At 69.5% G+C, this 16866-nt stretch carries 22 protein-coding genes, 2 tRNA genes and 1 pseudogene; 10 read left to right on the top strand and 15 right to left on the bottom strand.

The window, feature by feature from the left end:
• Positions 1-9: 9 nt before the first annotated feature.
• The 3 genes from tig to ACZZ0J_RS18760 form a co-directional block, all read right to left on the bottom strand.
• Entirely contained in the window at positions 10-1317 is a 1308-nt protein-coding gene (tig, locus tag ACZZ0J_RS18770; protein WP_185003198.1) for a trigger factor, read from the bottom strand.
• Between the two features lie 52 nt (positions 1318-1369).
• Positions 1370-1446, bottom strand: a tRNA-Pro gene (locus ACZZ0J_RS18765).
• 93 nt (positions 1447-1539) lie between these two features.
• Complete coding sequence (locus ACZZ0J_RS18760; protein WP_463437983.1) at positions 1540-1815, bottom strand: hypothetical protein; 276 nt, start codon at positions 1813-1815, stop codon at positions 1540-1542.
• Between the two features lie 53 nt (positions 1816-1868).
• Between ACZZ0J_RS18760 and ACZZ0J_RS18755 the strand changes: the two genes are divergently transcribed.
• The 4 genes from ACZZ0J_RS18755 to ACZZ0J_RS18740 all read left to right on the top strand — a co-directional run bounded on the left by ACZZ0J_RS18755 (position 1869) and on the right by ACZZ0J_RS18740 (position 3907).
• Positions 1869-1939 (top strand) — tRNA-Gly (locus ACZZ0J_RS18755).
• Positions 1940-2090: 151 nt separating this feature from the next.
• Positions 2091-3017: an ATP-dependent nuclease gene (locus tag ACZZ0J_RS18750; protein ID WP_463437982.1), complete on the top strand. Its 927-nt coding sequence runs from the start codon at positions 2091-2093 to the stop codon at positions 3015-3017.
• Entirely contained in the window at positions 2963-3553 is a 591-nt protein-coding gene (locus ACZZ0J_RS18745) for a hypothetical protein (protein WP_463437981.1), read from the top strand. The genes ACZZ0J_RS18750 and ACZZ0J_RS18745 overlap by 55 nt, the downstream gene beginning before the upstream one ends.
• Before the next feature lie 72 nt (positions 3554-3625).
• Positions 3626-3907 (top strand): DUF3892 domain-containing protein, encoded by a 282-nt coding sequence (locus ACZZ0J_RS18740; RefSeq protein WP_463437980.1) that lies wholly within the window; start codon positions 3626-3628, stop codon positions 3905-3907.
• A gap of 11 nt (positions 3908-3918) precedes the next feature.
• Here the strand turns inward: ACZZ0J_RS18740 and ACZZ0J_RS18735 are convergent, their stop codons facing one another.
• Together ACZZ0J_RS18735 and ACZZ0J_RS18730 are read right to left on the bottom strand one after the other, a co-directional pair.
• Entirely contained in the window at positions 3919-4527 is a 609-nt protein-coding gene (locus ACZZ0J_RS18735; protein ID WP_463437979.1) for a site-specific integrase, read from the bottom strand.
• Between the two features lie 11 nt (positions 4528-4538).
• Positions 4539-4895: a hypothetical protein gene (locus ACZZ0J_RS18730; RefSeq protein ID WP_463437978.1), complete on the bottom strand. Its 357-nt coding sequence runs from the start codon at positions 4893-4895 to the stop codon at positions 4539-4541.
• A 12-nt stretch (positions 4896-4907) separates the two neighbouring features.
• Here ACZZ0J_RS18730 and ACZZ0J_RS18725 point away from each other — a divergent pair, with 12 nt between their 5' ends.
• Positions 4908-5642 (top strand): DUF2511 domain-containing protein, encoded by a 735-nt coding sequence (locus ACZZ0J_RS18725; RefSeq protein ID WP_463437977.1) that lies wholly within the window; start codon positions 4908-4910, stop codon positions 5640-5642.
• 263 nt (positions 5643-5905) lie between these two features.
• Positions 5906-6781, top strand: coding sequence for a DUF3761 domain-containing protein (locus ACZZ0J_RS18720; protein WP_463437976.1), 876 nt, complete (start codon positions 5906-5908; stop codon positions 6779-6781).
• A gap of 39 nt (positions 6782-6820) precedes the next feature.
• Here ACZZ0J_RS18720 and ACZZ0J_RS18715 read toward each other — a convergent pair whose 3' ends face one another.
• Both ACZZ0J_RS18715 and ACZZ0J_RS18710 read right to left on the bottom strand, forming a co-directional pair.
• Entirely contained in the window at positions 6821-7153 is a 333-nt protein-coding gene (locus tag ACZZ0J_RS18715; protein ID WP_463437975.1) for a hypothetical protein, read from the bottom strand.
• Positions 7154-7345: 192 nt separating this feature from the next.
• Positions 7346-7636 carry a DUF1905 domain-containing protein gene (locus tag ACZZ0J_RS18710; protein ID WP_463437974.1) on the bottom strand — a complete coding sequence of 97 codons (291 nt, stop codon included), beginning with the start codon at positions 7634-7636 and terminating at the stop codon, positions 7346-7348.
• 143 nt (positions 7637-7779) lie between these two features.
• Between ACZZ0J_RS18710 and ACZZ0J_RS18705 the strand changes: the two genes are divergently transcribed.
• Positions 7780-8112, top strand: coding sequence for a hypothetical protein (locus ACZZ0J_RS18705; RefSeq protein WP_123293983.1), 333 nt, complete (start codon positions 7780-7782; stop codon positions 8110-8112).
• 102 nt (positions 8113-8214) lie between these two features.
• Positions 8215-8367: a hypothetical protein gene (locus tag ACZZ0J_RS18700; RefSeq protein ID WP_159572741.1), complete on the top strand. Its 153-nt coding sequence runs from the start codon at positions 8215-8217 to the stop codon at positions 8365-8367.
• An 8-nt stretch (positions 8368-8375) separates the two neighbouring features.
• Here ACZZ0J_RS18700 and ACZZ0J_RS18695 read toward each other — a convergent pair whose 3' ends face one another.
• The 3 genes from ACZZ0J_RS18695 to ACZZ0J_RS18685 are packed head-to-tail and all read right to left on the bottom strand — an operon-like array spanning position 8376 to position 11511.
• The gene (locus ACZZ0J_RS18695; protein ID WP_111084504.1) at positions 8376-9239 is read right to left on the bottom strand and encodes an EamA family transporter; all 864 of its coding nucleotides are present in this window, start codon (positions 9237-9239) and stop codon (positions 8376-8378) included.
• Between the two features lie 13 nt (positions 9240-9252).
• Entirely contained in the window at positions 9253-9915 is a 663-nt protein-coding gene (locus ACZZ0J_RS18690; RefSeq protein ID WP_111084503.1) for a response regulator transcription factor, read from the bottom strand.
• A gap of 39 nt (positions 9916-9954) precedes the next feature.
• Positions 9955-11511, bottom strand: a complete 1557-nt coding sequence (locus ACZZ0J_RS18685; protein ID WP_194648160.1) for a sensor histidine kinase — start codon at positions 11509-11511, stop codon at positions 9955-9957.
• 130 nt (positions 11512-11641) lie between these two features.
• Here ACZZ0J_RS18685 and ACZZ0J_RS18680 point away from each other — a divergent pair, with 130 nt between their 5' ends.
• Positions 11642-12223 (top strand): hypothetical protein, encoded by a 582-nt coding sequence (locus ACZZ0J_RS18680; protein WP_463437973.1) that lies wholly within the window; start codon positions 11642-11644, stop codon positions 12221-12223.
• Between the two features lie 32 nt (positions 12224-12255).
• Here ACZZ0J_RS18680 and ACZZ0J_RS18675 read toward each other — a convergent pair whose 3' ends face one another.
• The 5 genes and pseudogenes from ACZZ0J_RS18675 to ACZZ0J_RS18655 form a co-directional block, all read right to left on the bottom strand.
• A complete protein-coding gene (locus tag ACZZ0J_RS18675) occupies positions 12256-13908 on the bottom strand; it encodes a dipeptide ABC transporter ATP-binding protein (RefSeq protein ID WP_463437972.1) in 1653 nt (550 codons plus the stop codon).
• Positions 13905-14489, bottom strand: coding sequence for a GbsR/MarR family transcriptional regulator (locus ACZZ0J_RS18670; RefSeq protein ID WP_463437971.1), 585 nt, complete (start codon positions 14487-14489; stop codon positions 13905-13907). The genes ACZZ0J_RS18675 and ACZZ0J_RS18670 overlap by 4 nt, the downstream gene beginning before the upstream one ends.
• Positions 14486-15550, bottom strand: coding sequence for a serine hydrolase (locus tag ACZZ0J_RS18665; RefSeq protein WP_463437970.1), 1065 nt, complete (start codon positions 15548-15550; stop codon positions 14486-14488). The genes ACZZ0J_RS18670 and ACZZ0J_RS18665 overlap by 4 nt, the downstream gene beginning before the upstream one ends.
• Before the next feature lie 86 nt (positions 15551-15636).
• Positions 15637-15804 (bottom strand): annotated as a pseudogene (locus ACZZ0J_RS18660) (serine hydrolase); the annotation flags it as partial.
• A 174-nt stretch (positions 15805-15978) separates the two neighbouring features.
• A complete protein-coding gene (locus ACZZ0J_RS18655; RefSeq protein ID WP_463437969.1) occupies positions 15979-16353 on the bottom strand; it encodes an ABC transporter permease in 375 nt (124 codons plus the stop codon).
• Between ACZZ0J_RS18655 and ACZZ0J_RS18650 the strand changes: the two genes are divergently transcribed.
• A complete protein-coding gene (locus ACZZ0J_RS18650) occupies positions 16271-16861 on the top strand; it encodes a hypothetical protein (protein ID WP_463438256.1) in 591 nt (196 codons plus the stop codon). The two genes, ACZZ0J_RS18655 and ACZZ0J_RS18650, sit on opposite strands and share 83 nt — an antisense overlap.
• Positions 16862-16866 lie beyond the last annotated feature (5 nt).

Below are 16866 nucleotides of genomic sequence, written 5' to 3'. Positions count from 1 at the left end.
TCGAGTTCGTTACTCGGCGTCCTCAGCAGGGGCCTGCGCGACGCCCGCCGTGAAGGCGGACAGGTCGACTGCGTCGCCGTTGGTGTCCTTGACGGTCACCTTCGACAGGACGGTCGCGACCGCCTTCGAGCGGGCGACCTCGCCGACCATGCCGGGGATCTGGCCGTTCTGGTCGATGACCTTGATGAACTCGGCCGGCTCCATGCCGTACTGCGCAGCAGCCTGGATGAGGTACTGGGTCAGTTCCTCCTGGGAGACCTGGATCTCCTCCTTCTCGGCGATGGAGTCGAGGAGGATCTGCGAGCGGAAGGCCTTCTCGCTGGACTCGGAGACCTCCTTGCGGTGCTCGTCGTCCTCGAGGCGGTTCTCCTGCTCGAGGTGACGGTGCACCTCGTCCTCGATGAGCTGCTCCGAGATCGGGATGTCGACGTCCTCGATGAGCTTCTCGACGAGCTTGTCGCGAGCCGCGGCGCCCTGACCGAAGGTCTTGGACTTCGCGATCTGCTCCTTCAGGTCCGCCTTGAGCTCGTCGATCGTGTCGAACTGGCTGGCGATCTGGGCGAACTCGTCGTCGGCCTCGGGAAGCTCGCGCTCCTTGACGGCGGTGACGGTGACGGCGATCTGGGCGGTCTCGCCCTCGCGGTCGCCACCGACGAGCTTCGACTCGAAGTTCGTCGACTCACCGGCGGTCAGGGACTCGAGCGCCTCGTCGATGCCCTCGAGCAGATCGCCGGAGCCGATCTCGTAGGAGACGCCGGTGGCCGAGTCGACCTCGTCGTCGCCGATGCTGGCGGTCAGGTCGATCTGCGCGAAGTCGCCGGTCTTCGCCGGACGGTCGACGGTCACGAGCGTGCCGAAGCGGGTGCGCAGGTTCTGCAGCTCCTCTTCGATCTCGTCGTCCGACACCTCGACGGCGTCGACGGTGAGCTCGTACGCGGAGTAGTCCGGCAGGTCGAACTCGGGACGGACGTCGACCTCGAAGGTGAGGACGAGGTCGCCCGCGAAGTCGGCGAGGTTCGGCAGCTCGGCGACGTCGGCCTCGGCACGGCCGAGGATGCGCAGCTCCTGCTCTTCGACCGCCTGGCGGTAGAAGTTGTCGATGGCGTCACCGACGGCGTGGTTCAGGACCTCGCCACGGCCGACGCGCTGGTCGACGATCGCCGGCGGGACCTTGCCCTTGCGGAAGCCGGGGATGTTGATCTGCTCGGCGATGTGCTTGTACGCGTGGTCGATGCTCGGCTTGAGATCTTCCGGCGTCACGTTCACGGTGAGCTTGACGCGGGTGTCGCTCACCTTGTCGACGGTGCTGGTGGCCACGGGATGTTCTCCTGTTGGTTGACGTTCGTGTGGTCGATGGTTCTCGAGGACCTGGTCGGGGCGACAGGAGTTGAACCTGCGACCTCCCGCTCCCAAAGCGGGCGCTCTACCAAGCTGAGCTACGCCCCGTTTGACTGGGCCAGGGTGTCCGCGCGCGCCGAAGGGCGCATGCGACGCCGATGAGTCTAGCGGTCCCCCGGTGCGCGGTTCCCGGGAGGGACGTCACTCGTCCGCCGCGGCACGTCGCAGGCCGTTGCGCCACCGCACGCCGACCACCACCTGGACCCCGAGCGCCGTGATCGCGAGCACGATGCCGACGACGATCCGCCACACGTGCAGCAGGGCGTGCGCGGGCTGCGACTGCGGATCGCCGAACAGCTCCGGGCGCATCGAGAAGACGATCGCGGCGAGGACCACCAGCGCGTACGAGACCACCCGCGACCGCTTGATCCGCCGCGCATCGGCGTCGGTCGGCGGGAGCATCACACGGGGTGGCATGTCGGTACTCGTTCGTCCGCTACGATGGTCGGGCTGCGGCACGTGCGCAGCGCGGGGATGTAGCTCAATGGTAGAGCCCCAGTCTTCCAAACTGGCCACGCGGGTTCGATTCCCGTCATCCCCTCCCATGCGGCTACTGGGCAGCAGGCCCGTCCGGGCAACGGACGCTCAGGCCGAACCCTCCGAAACCCCTCGCCCTGGTCGCTGTGTAGTGAGGCGAAGCCGAGAGATCGGACGCTTCGAGCTAAAGTCAGCTCGAAGAATGGGGAACCCGCTTGAGTCATGATGACAACCGCCGTCACCTGGAGAAGAAGTTCGCGGCGAAGCATCGCTTCGCCAACTTCGGTCCGATCCTGGAGACGATCACGATCAGCGGCTATCGGGGCGTCGCATCCCTGGAGCTCGAGCTCCGGTCTCCCGTGACCGCCTTGTCGGGGCTAAACGGAACTGGCAAGAGCACCGTCGCCCAGCTCGCCGCCTGTGCGTATCGACCGCTCGGCGCTGAGTTCGGCCCGCGGAACTATGTCCGGGACTACTTCCCCGTCTCCGCGCTCGACCCGCAACCGTTCAGTAACGACGCGCGCGTCGTGTATGACTACGCCGCAGCGAACCAGGCGACACAGCAGGTGACCGTGAGCCGAGCGAACAAGGAGTGGTCCGGCTACAAACGCCAGCCAGAACGCTTGACGCACTACGTCGGCCTTACGTCATTCCTTCCGAAGATCGAGAAGCGTGACTTCTCCGTTTACGCTGGCGCTCGCGTCGAGCTCGGTGCCTCGCACCCCGTGCGAGACACAACGCGCCTCGCCCTCCAGCGCGTGCTCGGACTGTCCTATCAAGAAGCCGACTTCACTCGCGTCGTCCTCGGACGGCAGGAAGCTGACCTCGCCCGTGTCCTCCGAAGCGGTCAGCGCTACTCCGAGAACCACATGGGTTTCGGCGAGGGCCGAATGTTCTACCTGGTGAATCTTCTCGAGAGCTCTCCGGCTGAGAGCCTGTTCGTGATCGAGGAGCCTGAGACCTCGCTGCACGGCGATGCGCAGTCACGCTTGGCCGAGTATCTCGTTGAGGTCGCTGATCGACGCAAACACCAGATCATCCTCACGACCCACAGCTCCGCCATACTCGATCGCCTCCCCGCGAATCAGTGGTCTATCTGCGGCGCGAGCCCGGCGGGGCAGTCAGCGCAACGACTGGCCTGAGCACGTACCAAGTTGACTCGTACCTTCACGAGCATCACAAGAACGATGCCACCATCTGTGTAGAGGACGACTTCGCGCAGGCGCTGGTGACCGAAGTGCTTCGAGCAGCAGACCCGGACCTGCTCGCTGGCGTGTCATTCCTCACGGTGGGCAGCCACGACAACCTCCGGAAGACGGTGCCGATCCTGCGTAGTGCTAGTCTGCGTGCCCTCGCGGTCACCGATAGCGACTGCAACGACACCGGCGACAACTTCGTCATGAGCCTGCCCGGTGCTGTCGCGCCAGAGAAAGAAGTGTTCAACGACACGGAGGTACAGAACTTCTTTGGAGCGGAGCCGTACCGGCTCGACATCGAACCACCTACGGCATCGCAACCCGATCATCATCGATGGGTCGGCACCATCGCCAATGCGCTAGCGCTACCAGACGCCGTCATCACGACGGAAGCTTGCCGCGTCTTCGTCGCGACGAGGCCCGACGGTTACTTCGATGCACTGGTGCACTTCGTTCGCAGCACGCTCGCCGATCGTTCCTAGGCGCGCTCCACTGTCAGAAGTACGTGACACACTCTCAATGACGGATCACCAGGTCGGGAGGAGGGCTGCATCGTGGCAGTTGAGATTACGCACGTTCGTTACGGGAGCACTGCGCGGTCGGAGGAGACCATCGTTGCGTACCGCTGGGTCAACGTCAGCGACGGAACGATCGGTGATAGTGACAAGGCGTCAATGGTGCAGTTCATCGACGTCAGTAAGGGGGCGGTCTTCGTTGGCAAGGGACAGGCCCGAGTCACGGTCACAGTCGTGCACCTCACCTACGGGAGCGCATATCTCCGCACCTACGCCGACGGCAAGTGGACGAACAACCTAGTGAACCTGCCGACGTTCTAGGGTCCGGCGCCTTACCCCTCTGCGACGAACGCCTCGAATCGCGCGATCTGGTCGTCGTAGTCGGTTGGGTACAGGTGGCCGTAGATGGTGTCGGTCGTGGAGACAGAGGCGTTCCCCATCCACCGACTGACCTCGTACGGCTTGAATCCGGCTGCGAGCATCAGCGAGGCGTACGTGTGGCGCAGGTCGTGGAAGCGCATGTGCTGCACGACTCCTGCCCGCTGGGCGGCTGTTACGAGGTAGTAGGCGCGCACTCCCCCGCAGTCGATGTTGCGTGACCAGTCGAGCCGGCGAGAGCCGGTGCGGCGGGCTGGCCAGAACAGCGCATCGGGGTCGCCGCTGTGCGGGTGCGCCAGCAGGTACTCGCGCAGGTCAGCGATGAGCGAACGCGAGAGCAGCGGCACGTTCCGGGTGGAGCGAGCGCTCTTCGGGGCACCGACCTGCCACTCGCCGTTTACGCGCCGGATGGAGTGCCGAACGTCCACGTGCCCGGCCGCGAGGTTGAGGTCGCGGATGCGTAGCCCTTGCAGCTCGGCGTCGCGCAGCCTTGTGCCCGCGGCGAAGCGGATCAGCAGCTCGTGCGGCTCGTACTCGTCTACCTCCTTGGCGACCTGCTCCACCTGTACAGCGGTCAGGAAAACGGCCAGGTCTCCATCTCTTCCGAAGTTATGGTCGTCATGCGCCGCGTGCCGAAGGTCGACAGCTTCGAGCACTGCTCGGCGGCCAGCTTCAGGTCGACACAGGTGCAGTCCAACTGGTGGCCTACGTGTGCGCAGAAGTGGAAGCCGCCGATCGCGCCTTCGGCGTTCGAGCGGGCGGGCAGACCAGCTCGAGGAGCACCCGCGACCGCATCCGTCGTCTGATCAAGCGGCCCACGCGCCGGGACGGCCTGGCCAGCAGCAACGCGAAGCCGGACAAGCACCCGAGCTAGAGCAGACCACGCAGCCAGTGGCACGACGAAGGCTATCGATAGCGGGCTCTGAGTCATACTCTGCTCCGTGTGAACAAGCACCTCTCCTTCATCGTTACGGCGCTCGCGGCAGTCAGCATCGTCGCGAGCACGGCAGCGCTGCCGTCGGGCACGGCATCCGCTGCCCCCACCCAGACCACCGCGGCAGTTGAGTCGACGCCCACGGCGACCGCGAAGAAGTCGAAGCGGATCAAGAAAGCAGAGAGGCTCGTTCTTGCCGAACTACCCGATGCACCGATCTGGGAAGGACTGACGGTCAACGGCGTCAAGGTCAGCAAGCGCCTGGTCTGCGTGGACCGTGCTTGGGCTCCTGGCGGCGGACCGGACGACAAGGGCGGCAACGCGGGATACGTCGTCGTGAAGTTCCCCAAAAAGAAGAGCGGCAGGATCAGGCTCGGCGACCCGCAGGACGGCGTGTGTGCCGACTACGCGCCTCCATCTGCAACCTCGGCCCCGAAGGTGCACGTACCGAAGAAGCTCAAGAAGAAGAAGGGGCTGCTGGTCAGCACCAAGTTCGGAGACGAGTGGCCGCTGACAGTGCCTTACGCGGTCGTGCGCTGCAAGAACATCACCGCGGGTGGGATGGACCTCAACGTCGTAACACTCAAGGCCCCTGATGGCACCCGCTACGCGGTCAACGGCACCGCACAGGACCACACCTCCTACCCTGAAGTCGATCCCATCTGGGCACCCAACCCCGACGTCGACGGGTTGAAGATCGACATCTCCCCCGTGATTGACGCAGGCTTGAAGCTCTGCAAGTAGGAACGGTTCGCTGCCGCTGCGAGACCCCCTGGCGAGCTCCTGGCCACGCGGTTCAGTCTCTTGTTTGCGAGCGCTACCCGGCGCTTCGTCGAATGGCGCCCGGTTGCACGCTCGGTGCGAGGTTGTTCCGGCGCACCGAGCCATCAACCACGCACGGAGCGAACGAGCGCGCACCGTGCGCGCGACACCGCCCAGAAGTGGGGATGGGGCGGCAGAGCTGCTTCCGGGACACTTGAGCGGTCCTCGCTATACCAAGGAGCTCCGTGCCGAACCCCCGCAATTCCACAAGCCCGCGCACCCCGCGCACCCCGCGTGCCCGTCGTCGAGTACCGATCATCACCTGGGTCGGCATCGTGGGCACCGCCGTCCTCGCACTCGCCGGCTTCGCATCGACGGGGTTCTGGGGGATGCTGCTGATGATCGCGCTCGTCGTCCTGCCCACGATGCTCTACGGCGTCGCGTTCCGTCGGTCGACCTGGCTCCGCATCCCCCGGAAGCGTGGCACTGCTGCGATCGGCGCCGGGATCGCGTTGGCGGCGCTGATCGGCTCGAGCTCCGCCTACGGAGCAACACACCCGTTGCCCGAGCGACCTGTCCCCGTAGCGGCCGCCGCGGTGACGACATCGAGTGCGAAACCGACCTCGACTCCGACTCGCACCCCGCGCCCGACGCGCACCGCGACTCCGACGCCGACCCCGACGCCGGTGATCACCACAGAGGAAGTCGTCGAGACCGCTCGGATCCCGTTCGGCGTGACGACGGTACAGAGCTCCACCGTCGCGCAGGGCACCTCATCCGTGACCACCCCGGGCACGGACGGCGCCATCACGAGGACGTACTCGGTCACCTCCACGGACGGCGTCGAGACCCGGCGGGTCCTGCAGAGCGAGCGCGTGACGACGCCGCCAGTGACGCAGGTCACCACCGTCGGAACGTACGTCGCACCCGTTGCGCCCGCTGCTCCGTCCTGCACGAACGGCACCTACGTCAACACCGCGGGTGCCACCGTGTGCCGTCCAGAGGTCGCGTCGAGCGCGCCAGCTGGCGCCACGGCGAAGTGCGGTGACGGCACGTACAGCTTCAGCCAGTCCCGGCGAGGCACGTGCTCCTCACACGGTGGTGTCGCCGTCTGGCTCTGACCCTCGCCGGCGAGGAGCGGGCACCCCATCGCACCGTCGTCAGGACGCTCCGGTCGGCTCTTCTTCGACTTCCTGTCGCAGCATCCGGTACTGCCGCTCCCAACCAGGGGCGCCACGCCCCGCGGCGTGCAGCGCAGTCCGGACTGCCCCGAGCGCGCGGTCGAGCGCACCGAACTCGTCATCCGAGACGACCCCGATCGAGAACGTGAGGATGCCGGTCGCGAGGTCGGCGTTCAGGTCCTGATCGTGGAGGTCGTCGAGATCGAAGAGCGCGTCCGCGATGACGTCGAAGTCCGCCGTGAGCTCGGCGCGGAGGTCGTCCGGTGCCTCGAGCTGCGCTGCGCATTCGACGCGCACGAGGTGGTTTGTCATGAGGTTCTCCTGTCCCAGCAGCCCGTTCTCGCGAGCCGATACTTCAGATGCACAACGTACCAGGGGTCCGACGGCGTCAGATGGACCGTGTGGAGGTGCTCCCCGCAGACGCTAGGGAAGGCAAGAGAGACAGCGGGGCTGGCAGTGAGCGTTGTGGAGACGCTCCGCGATCGACAGCGCTGTGGAGGAGTGTCAGGGGCCGCCGAGCTCGAGGGCGATCTGCGGGGCGTCCCCGAGGTCCACGTGCGCACGCTTGCGCTCGGCCGCCCGGAGCGGCACGAGGTACCCGCCGTCCTTCGGGAACAACGAGGTCGTCCAGGTCACCGAGCCGATCGTCACCCGGGCGGGGATCACACCCCACCCGTAGGTGAGCATCGGTGCGAGGTCGGCGATGACCTCGGCGGCGTCCGGTGGCACGACGGCGAAGAAGAACGGCGAAGGGCCGCGCCACTCGATGACCTCGCCGCGGAACTGGAGCTCCATGCCGCGATCGTACGGCGACGCCCCTCGCACACAACCTGGCACCAGGCCGTTCGGTCGCGACGACACGCCCAGCGGGCGTCCGACCGAGGTCCACGGCACGCGGCGGACTTGACTCCCGTTCGAACACACGTTCGAATACCGTCGTGGGACGGCGTCGCGAGAACCGGTGGCAGCCCCCGGAACACCCGGAGGTCGAACGTCCGCGCGCCTACTCGCTGTCCGAGGACGCCCGCGGGCCCGACGTCTGCCACGCCGTCACCCCCGTGCCGGTCTGGGCGTGGATCCAGTTCCCGACCTTCCACGTCCGGGTGAAGGCCTTCGCGAAGAGCTGGACCCGCGATGCCGTCATGGTCGAGTGGGCGCAGTTCGGACAGCAGGCGGACGCGTGGGTGTGGCGGTCCGCCGTGAAGCACCGCACCCTGCGTGCCGACCAGGCGGAACGCGCGATGCGGAGTCCGCAGAACGCAGCGCGTTGACTTCCGGTCGCACCCCGAGGATGGTTTAGCGAACACCGGTTCGGCAAGTAACTCACTGATCGAGGCATTCGTTCGAGTGCCGCTCCGGGACGAGGAGGCACCATGAAGAACACTGCGGTGCCGTCCTGGGTCGCCCACGTGCTCACCCCACCCGAGGTCATCAGCGCCTACGTCGAGGCTCGGGTCAACGATCCGGCCCTGCTGTCGGGCGAGCACACGGAACCCACGTACGCCGACTTCCTCGGCGACGAGTAGACGGTCGTTCAGCGGCGTCGGCGGCGCGCGGACAGTGTGACGCCGACGCTCGCAGCAGTGACGCACACCAACGCCACCGTCTCCAGTACGGACAGCCCCTCGCTGAGCACCACGAGGCCGGCCAGCGCGGCGATCGCCGGGCCGAGACTCTGCAGCACGCCGAACACCCGCGTCGGCATCCGCCGCAACGCCAGCATCTCGAGGGCGTAGGGCAGCACGCTCGACAGGACGGCGACGGCGCCGAAGACGAGCAGGAGCACGGGTTCGCGGACCACGCCGTCGATCGCGGACGGGAGCCCGAACGGCAGCGACACGAGCATCGCGACCACCATCGACACCACCAGGCCGTCGACACCCGGGATCGCGGCGCCGACGTGCCGGTTCATCACGATGTAGCCCGCCCAGCACGCCGCCGCGAGCACGGCCCAGACCACGCCGCCGACCTCGGTCACGGCGCTCGGGCCGACCCCGAGCAGCACGACGCCGGCGAGCGCCAGGGCGGCCCAGAGCGCGTCCCGCCACCGCCGGGTGTGCACGAGGGACAGGGCGAGCGGACCGAGGAACTCGATCGTCACCGCGACCCCGATCGGGATGGTCGCGAAGGCCAGGTAGATGAAGACGTTCATCCCGCCGAGCGCCAGTCCGAGGCCGACAGCGCCGAGCCACTGCGCGCGGGTCCAGTGTCGGACGCGGGGACGGACGACCAGCGCGAGCACCACCGCGCCGATGACGAGCCGGAGCGTCGCGGCCCCGACCGCGCCGACGTCGTCGAAGTGGGTTTTCGCGATCGCGGCACCGAGCTGGACGGACACCATCGCGGTGAGGGCGAGCAGCGGAGCCGGGATCCGGTCGGTACCGCGGGCCTGGTTCATCCGCGGGACCGGCTCATCCGAGGTAGGCGAGCACGGCGAGGACGCGGCGGTGGTCCTCGCCGGTGTCCTCGAGCGCGAGCTTGCCGAAGATGCTCGACACGTGCTTCTCGACGGCGCCGGTACCGATGACGAGGGCCCGGGCGATGGCCGCGTTCGTGCGGCCCTCGGCCATCAGGCCGAGCACGTCGCGTTCGCGCGGGGTGAGCGCGGCGAGCGGGTCGCGCCGCCGGCTCATCAGCTGCGTGACGACCTCGGGGTCGAGCACGGTGCCGCCGGCCGCGATCCGACGAACGGCGTCGTCGATCTCCTCGAGCCGGGTGACGCGGTCTTTGAGCAGGTAGCCGATACCCGTCGCACCGGCGGCGAGGACGTCTTCGGCGTAGGTGGCCTCGACGTACTGCGAGAGGAGCAGGACCCCGGTGCGCGGGGCGATCCGGCGGGTCTCGACGGCGGCGCGGACGCCCTCGTCGGTGAAGGTCGGCGGCATCCGGACGTCCATGACGACGACGTCGGGAGCGCCGTCCGGCAGCGTCGCGAGGAACGCACGGGCGTCCGCGTACTGGCCGATGACGTCGATGCCGGCTTCGTCGAGCACGCGGGCCAGGCCCTCGCGCAGCAGGACGGCGTCGTCGACGACGACGGCCCGGATGCGTGCTGCATCCGGGCCGTCTGTCATGCCGACCAGCCTAGTGGGAGCGCGGGCGCTCCCGTGGGGTCACGACCGCGGGTTCGCCGTCGTGGGGACGCCGTTCAGGGCACCGAGCGGGATCCGCGCCGTGGCCTCGGTGGGGCCGCCCTCGGGGCTCGCGACGACCAGGTCGCCGTCGAGTGCACGCATCCGGCCGATCAGGCCCTCGATGCCGTGGCCCTGCTGGGGTCGGGCTCCGCCGCGGCCGTCGTCGGTCACGCTGACGGTCAGGTACCAGAGCCCGGAGGCGTCGACCACGAGGCCGAGGTACACCCCGGCGGTCGTGGCACCGGCGTGCTTCATGGTGTTCGTCAGGAGCTCGCTCACCGTGAAGTACACGTTGCGCTGGATCTCCGTCGCGAGCTCGAGGCCCTCGGGCAGGCGGACGTCGAGGCCGACCGGGATCGGGGTGCGGGCGACGAGCGCTTCGAGGGCCGCCACGAGCCCGCGGTCGAGCAGGATCGGCGGGGCGAACCCGCGGGACAGCGCACGCAGTTCGTCGAGGGCGTCCTGCGCGTGCTCGGAAGCCTCGCCGATCAGCTGCTTCGCCTTCTGCGGGTCCTTCTCGAACGCACGTTCCGCTGCCGACAGGTCCATCCGGAGCCGCACCAGGCGCTGCTGGGGGCCGTCGTGCAGGTCGCGCTCGATCTGGCGCAGGGCCTGGCCCTCGGCGGTCACGGCACCGGCACGGGAGGCCTGGAGTCCGGCGACGCGCTGCTCGAGCTGCTCGGCACGGAACCCACCGAGCAGACCGAAGTCCACCCAGTAGTGCGCGATGACCGAGCCACGGGCCCAGAGCGGGAACAGCACGACCGAGGCGGCCATCGACAGCAGTCCGAGGAACCCGATGCCCGTGGCGAACCCGAGGCCGTCCGGGAAGTACCCGGTCCGGACGTTGTTGAGCAGGAACACCCCGCCGACGGCGATCGGCCAGAGGAACCCGGCGAGCAGGATCGCGCCGGCACCGACGGTCACCAGGGCGACGAGCGGGTACACGACCGCTGCGTGCAGCAGGTAGAGCCAGTAGTGCGGGTTGGCGACGGCGGAACCGGTGCGCGTCCACCAGTTCTGCTGCCAGCGGGGCGTCCAGTCCACCGGGCGGATCGGACGCCGATCGGCCCATCCGATGCGGAGCTTCTCGAACTGTCCGAGCCACCGCGCCACGAACAGCGCGATGAAGAACATCAGCAGCACGAACGGGTTGAACAGGTCGCGGAAGCCTCCGCCGAAGATCGCCGCGGGGAACGCGAAGTAGAGCGTGCAGAGCAGCACCCCGGTCAGGGCCATGTAGCCGAAGTCGCGCGGCAGGCGCTTCCACGACTCGCGGTAGAACGCGCCGGCGGTCATGCCGGAACCCGCACTGCCACCCCGGCCGCCACCCGGTGCCGATCCGTTCGGCGGGGTCGCTCCCCACGACGCCGGCGGCGTCTGCTGGTCGTGCTGTCGCGGGTACTGCGGCATCGGCTTGGTGGCTCCAGGTGGGACGGAGTCGCCCAGCGGGACGGTCTGGGCCTGGTCGGGCGAGGGCGTGACGTCGTCCAGCGGGACGGTTCGCGCCTGGTCGAGGCGGTCGGTGTCGGTCATGACTCCAGCCTCGCGATCGCGTGGCCGTTCCCCCATCCTGCCCCCTCCCCACCCCGGGTGGGGTTATCCCCCGTTCCGCCGGCCACCGGGGCCCATCGCGGCGTGACGGGCGCGGGAGTAAGGTGCGGGTATGCAGAACATCACGGGGGTTCGGGTGGTCTCGGCCGCGGCGGTCGTCGCAGCGGTCGTGTTCGGGGCGCGCGGATTGGTGGGGACGATCTGGCTCGCGCCGTGGGACCTGCCGAACGGACTGCTCCTCGTCGCCACGGCGCTCGCCGGGCTGGCGGGTGCGGTCGTGCTCGTCGCCGCGGTGCGCGCTCGGGACCGTCGGGCGCTCGCGTTCGCGGTGTCGGTCCTGGCGTTCGCGCTCCTGTGGCCGGCGCCGGGCTGGGCCACCGCGGTGCTCGTCGTCGTCGCGCAGGGTGCACTCGTGGCGTTCGGGGCGCTGACCGTCCGGAACGAGGAGAGCGTGCAGCGGGCCTTCGGCTGGGTCGTCACCGTGGCGGCGTCACTGTGGTTCATCGCGGCGCTGCTGTCGAACACGGTCCTCCTCACGGCGCTGCCGCAGGAGGCACTCGGCGTCACCTTCTCCGTCCCGGGGCTGCTGCAGACCGTGGCGTACCTGGCGGCGACGGTGCTCGTCGCCGTCCCGCTCCTGCGTCCGGTGGGTCGGGGCGTGAACGCGCTCTGGGCCTCGGCCGAGGTGCGCTGACTCCGCAACGACGCTGAGCCGGCGAGCGCCCCTCAGCCGGCCCGTGCCGCCAGGCGCTCGGATCGGCGCACTGCCTGCTCGTCCGGGTCCGGCACCGGCGCGGCCTGGATGAGTCGACGCGTGTAGGGGTCCTGCGGCGACCGGAGGATGGCGTCGCGGGTCCCCTGCTCGGCGACCTTCCCGCCGTGCAGCACGACGACCCGGTCGCACAACGTGTCGACCACGGCGAGGTCGTGGGTGACGAACAGGCACGCGAAGCCGAGGCGTTCCTGCAGCTCCCGGAAGACGTCGAGCACCCGGGCCTGTACCGAGACGTCGAGGGCGCTCGTCGGCTCGTCGGCGATGAGCAGTGCGGGGTCGAGCGCGACGGCGCGGGCGATCGCGACGCGCTGCCGTTGTCCGCCGGAGAGCTCGTGCGGGAAGCGCTCGCGGTACCCGCCGTCCAGGCCGACGTCCGCGAGCAGCCGGTCCACCCGTTCGTCGATCTGTGCCGACGGCAGGCGCAGGATCTGCCGGAGCGGCTCGGCGACGGTCTGTCCGACCGTGTAGCGGGGGTTGAGCGACCGGAGCGGGTTCTGGAAGACCACGCCGACGTGTCGCCGCATCTCGCGACGAGCTGCTCGCCGGGCGACCGCCACGTCGGTGCCCTCGACGACGACCGAACCGGACGTGATCGGTGCCAGCCCCACGGCGGCGCGGCCGATGGTGGTCTTGCCGCTGCCGGACTCGCCCACGAGTCCGACGATCTCACCGCGACCGACCGTGAACGACACGTCGTCGACCGCGCGGAACCGCCCGCGCAGTGCACCGCCGTACTCGACCACGAGGTGCCGGACGTCGAGGACGACCGACGGGGCCTCCGTGACGGGGTCGACCCGCGCCTCCCGGCCGACCTCGGTGCCCATGCGTGGGACCGCAGCGAGCAGGTCACGGGTGTAGTCGGCGGACGGTGCGGCGAAGACCGCGGCGACGGTGCCCGTCTCGACGACGCGACCGCGGCGCATGACGACCACGCGGTCGGCGATGTCGGCGACGACGCCCATGTCGTGGGTGATGAGGAGGATCGCGGTGCCGGTGCGTTCCCGCAGCGCACGCAGGACGTCGAGCACCTCGGCCTGCACCGTGACGTCGAGTGCGGTCGTCGGCTCGTCGGCGATGAGCAGGTCGGGGTCGGCGGCGAGCGCCATCGCGATCATCACCCGCTGCGCCTGTCCGCCGGAGAGCTCGTGCGGGTACTGGCCGAGCCGGCGTTCGGGTTCCGGCACCTCGACGGCACGCAGGAGTTCGAGCGACCGCGCACGGACGGCGGCGCGGTCGTGCGAGGCGTCGGCGCGGCGGACGGCCTCGGCCAGCTGGAACCCGACCGTGAACACCGGGTTGAGGGCGGCCGACGGGTCCTGGAAGATCATCGACACGCTGCGGCCGCGGACCCCGCGCAGGGTGCGTTCGTCGGTGCCGAGCACCTCGAGGTCGCCGAGCCGGATGCTGCCGGAGGACCGCGCCCCGTCCGGCGCGATCCCCATCGCCGTCATCGCGGTCATGCTCTTGCCGGATCCGGACTCCTCGACGACGGCGACGACCTCGCCGCGGCCGACGGTGAACGAGGCGTCGTCGACTGCGCGGACCTCGGCGCCGTCGACGTCGAAGGTCACGGACAGGTGGTCGACGGTCAGGACGTCGGTCATGGGGTCTCCGAGCGGTCGGTGCGGTCGCGGGCGGCCTTGAACGCCTCCCAGTCCTCGAGCATCTTGTGGTGGTGGCCCTGCAGCCATTGCATGTAGTCGCGGCCGTTGAGCAGGCGCTCGCGGACCTCGGCGTCGACGTCGCCCGCCCCGGTGCGGCCGGCGTGCTCGACGACGGCCAGGCCGTGTCCGATGATGTCGCGCTGCCGGTCGAGGTACTTCCGTTCGCCGGCGAGCCAGGATCCCCATACGTCGGCCTCGGCACGGAAGTAGTGGCTGCGCTCGCCCGCGACGATCTGCCGCTTCACGAACCCGGAGTCGACGAGCCGGCGCGTCGCCATCGAGACCGAACCCGAGCTGGCGCCGAGGGCGCGTTGGAGATCGGCCGAGGACGAGTGCGGCGCGCGCGTCATCATGAGGTAGCCGAGCACCCGGGCGTCGGTGAGCGCCATGCCCGCACCGTCGTTGAGCATGAGGGCGAACTCCTCGACGAACGCCTGGCGCTCGGGTTCGAGCACGACGTCGTCGTGCCCGACTCCGTCGTCGTGCCCGGCACCGTCGCCCCGACCGTCGACGTCGCTCACGGTGCCAGCCCTGCCGCGACCTCGGGCGACTCGGTCGGGATCGTCCACGGTTCCTCGGTCATGCCCCCACCGGCGCGGATCGACCGGACGGTACCGTCGGCGTCGCGCGTGAAGGTGATGTCCTCGTCGACCGAGCCGAAGCGGTTGCCGTGCGTCATCCGGAGCGTGTCCGCGTCGACGACCTCGAGCCGGGTCGGGGTGTCGAGCGGTTCGGGTCCGGACGGGTCGACCTCGACGAGCCGGTCGCCGATCCGGGCGATGTCGCTGACGCCCCACGGGTTGGCGAAGCGTCCGGTGTAGGCGGCGGTGTCGACGTCGTCGGGCACGGGAGTACCCGGCGCGGACGTGTCCGCCGCGGCGTCGAGCATCTGCACGACGGCGGTGGCGATGAGGGTGGCGGGCCCGGCGGCGGCGCTCGTCATCACGGACACGACGAGTCCGGACGCCGGGTCGAACAGCGACTGCGTGATGTGCCCGGGGAACCCGCCCGAGTGGCCGCGGACGTCGCGGCCGCCGATGCGGTCGACGATGAACCCGGCGCCGTAGCCGCGGGCGGCCGGGTCGTCGGTGGCGCTCCAGGCCTTGCGCTGCGCGAGTCGCTTCGAGTGGTCGTCGAGCAGGCTGCCGGCCTCGATGACGTGCTGCGAGAAGTACTTGACCAGGTCGGAGGCGGTGCCGTGGAACCCGGTGGCGGCGGCCATCGCGTGGGTGTCCACGTGGTCGATGCGCTGCCGGTGCCGCGCGGTGTGGAAGCCGGTGTACCCGACCACGAAGTCGTCGGCGCGCGTGGGGTCCCAGTCGGGGCCGGTGTTCCGCAGGCCCAGCGGCTCGGTGATCGACTCGCGGACGAAGTCGTTGTAGGACCGGCCGGAGACCGCGGCGATGACGAGCCCGAGCAGCGAGTAGCCGAGGTTCGAGTAGTTGAACGACGACCCGGTGGGGACCTTCTGCCCGCGGTCGAGCACGAGCGCCAGCAGCTCCTGCTCGTCGGGGAACGGGCGCAGGAGCGACCAGTAGTCGCCGTCGTGGCCGTCGCGGATGACCCCGGCGCCCATCTCCATGAGCTCACGGATCGTGGCGTCGGCGAGCGGGAGCCGCCGTCGACCAGCGCCGGGACGTACGTGCCGACGGTGTCGTCGAGCCGGAGCGACCCGCGCTCGGCGAGCTGGAGCAGTGCCGTCGCGGTGAAGGTCTTCGAGTGCGAGGCGATGCGGAACAGGTCGGTGGTGGTCAGGCGACGCCCGGCCTCGACGTCGGCGTAGCCCCACGCCTCGTCGAACAGCGCCTCGCCGCCGAACCCGATGGCGACCTGCACGCCCGGCACCCGCAGCTGCCAGACCTTGTACGACACCCACTCGTGGATGTAGGGCAGGGTCTTCCGGTACGCGGAGAGGGTGTCGGTCACGGTGGTCCTTTCGAAGGGCGGTGGTTCGAGTCTGGCGCGTCGGTCGCGACGGTGCCCACCGCGACGCGGCGTGCACCGTGCAGGTCAGCGCCGACGCGGGTCGAGCGCGGCGCGCAGCGTGTCGCCGAGCGCGATGACGGAGAGCACCGTGACGGCGAGGAACGCCGCGGGTGCGATGAGCATGTGCGGGGCGCGGAGGAACTGCGACGTCGCGGCGGAGAGCTGCAGTCCCCACGAGATCGCCGGGCTCTCGAGCCCGATGCCGAGGTAGGTCAGCGACGACTCGGACACGATGACGCCGCCCACGGTGATGGTCGCGAGCACGAGCAGCGGCGAGATCGACGACGGCAGCACGTACCGGGTGGTGATCCGCCAGGTGGACAGCCCCATCGTGCGGGCGGCGAGCACGAACTCGGCGTTCCGCACGCTGCGGACGCTCGACCGCACGAGCCGGGCCATCGTCGGCCACCTCGAACAGCGCGAGCACGAGCGACACCGTCAGCACGGACCGCTCCCCCACGCTGTTGAGCACCACGACGGCGCCGAGCAGGAACGGGAAGCCGAGGAACACGTCGGTCAGGCGGGCGAGCACGGCGTCGACCCAGCCGCCGACCATGCCGGCGATCGTCCCGACGACGACGGCGACCATGCCGGCGAGCACGGTGGTGAGCACCGCGACGGCGATCGACGACCGGGTGCCGTACACGACGTTGGCGTACACGTCGCAGCCCTGCAGGTCGAAGCCGAACGGGTGTCCGCTGGTCGGCGAGGCGCCGCTCTGCCCGAGGTCGCACACCCGGGGGTCGCCGTGGCCGAACAGCCCGGCGAACAGCTGCGGGAACGACGCGACGAGCAGCACGACGACCAGGACCGAGGCGGGGACCCAGAAGCCCGGGGTGCGGGCCACGGCCAGCAGGGGTCGTCGTCGTCCGCCGACGACGGGTTCGACGGTGGCGCTGAGCGCTGAGGTGG

This window comes from Curtobacterium sp. AC272, assembly GCF_979258155.1.
Note: the sequence above shows the minus strand (reverse complement) of the source record. Positions and strands in the feature narration are given on the sequence as shown.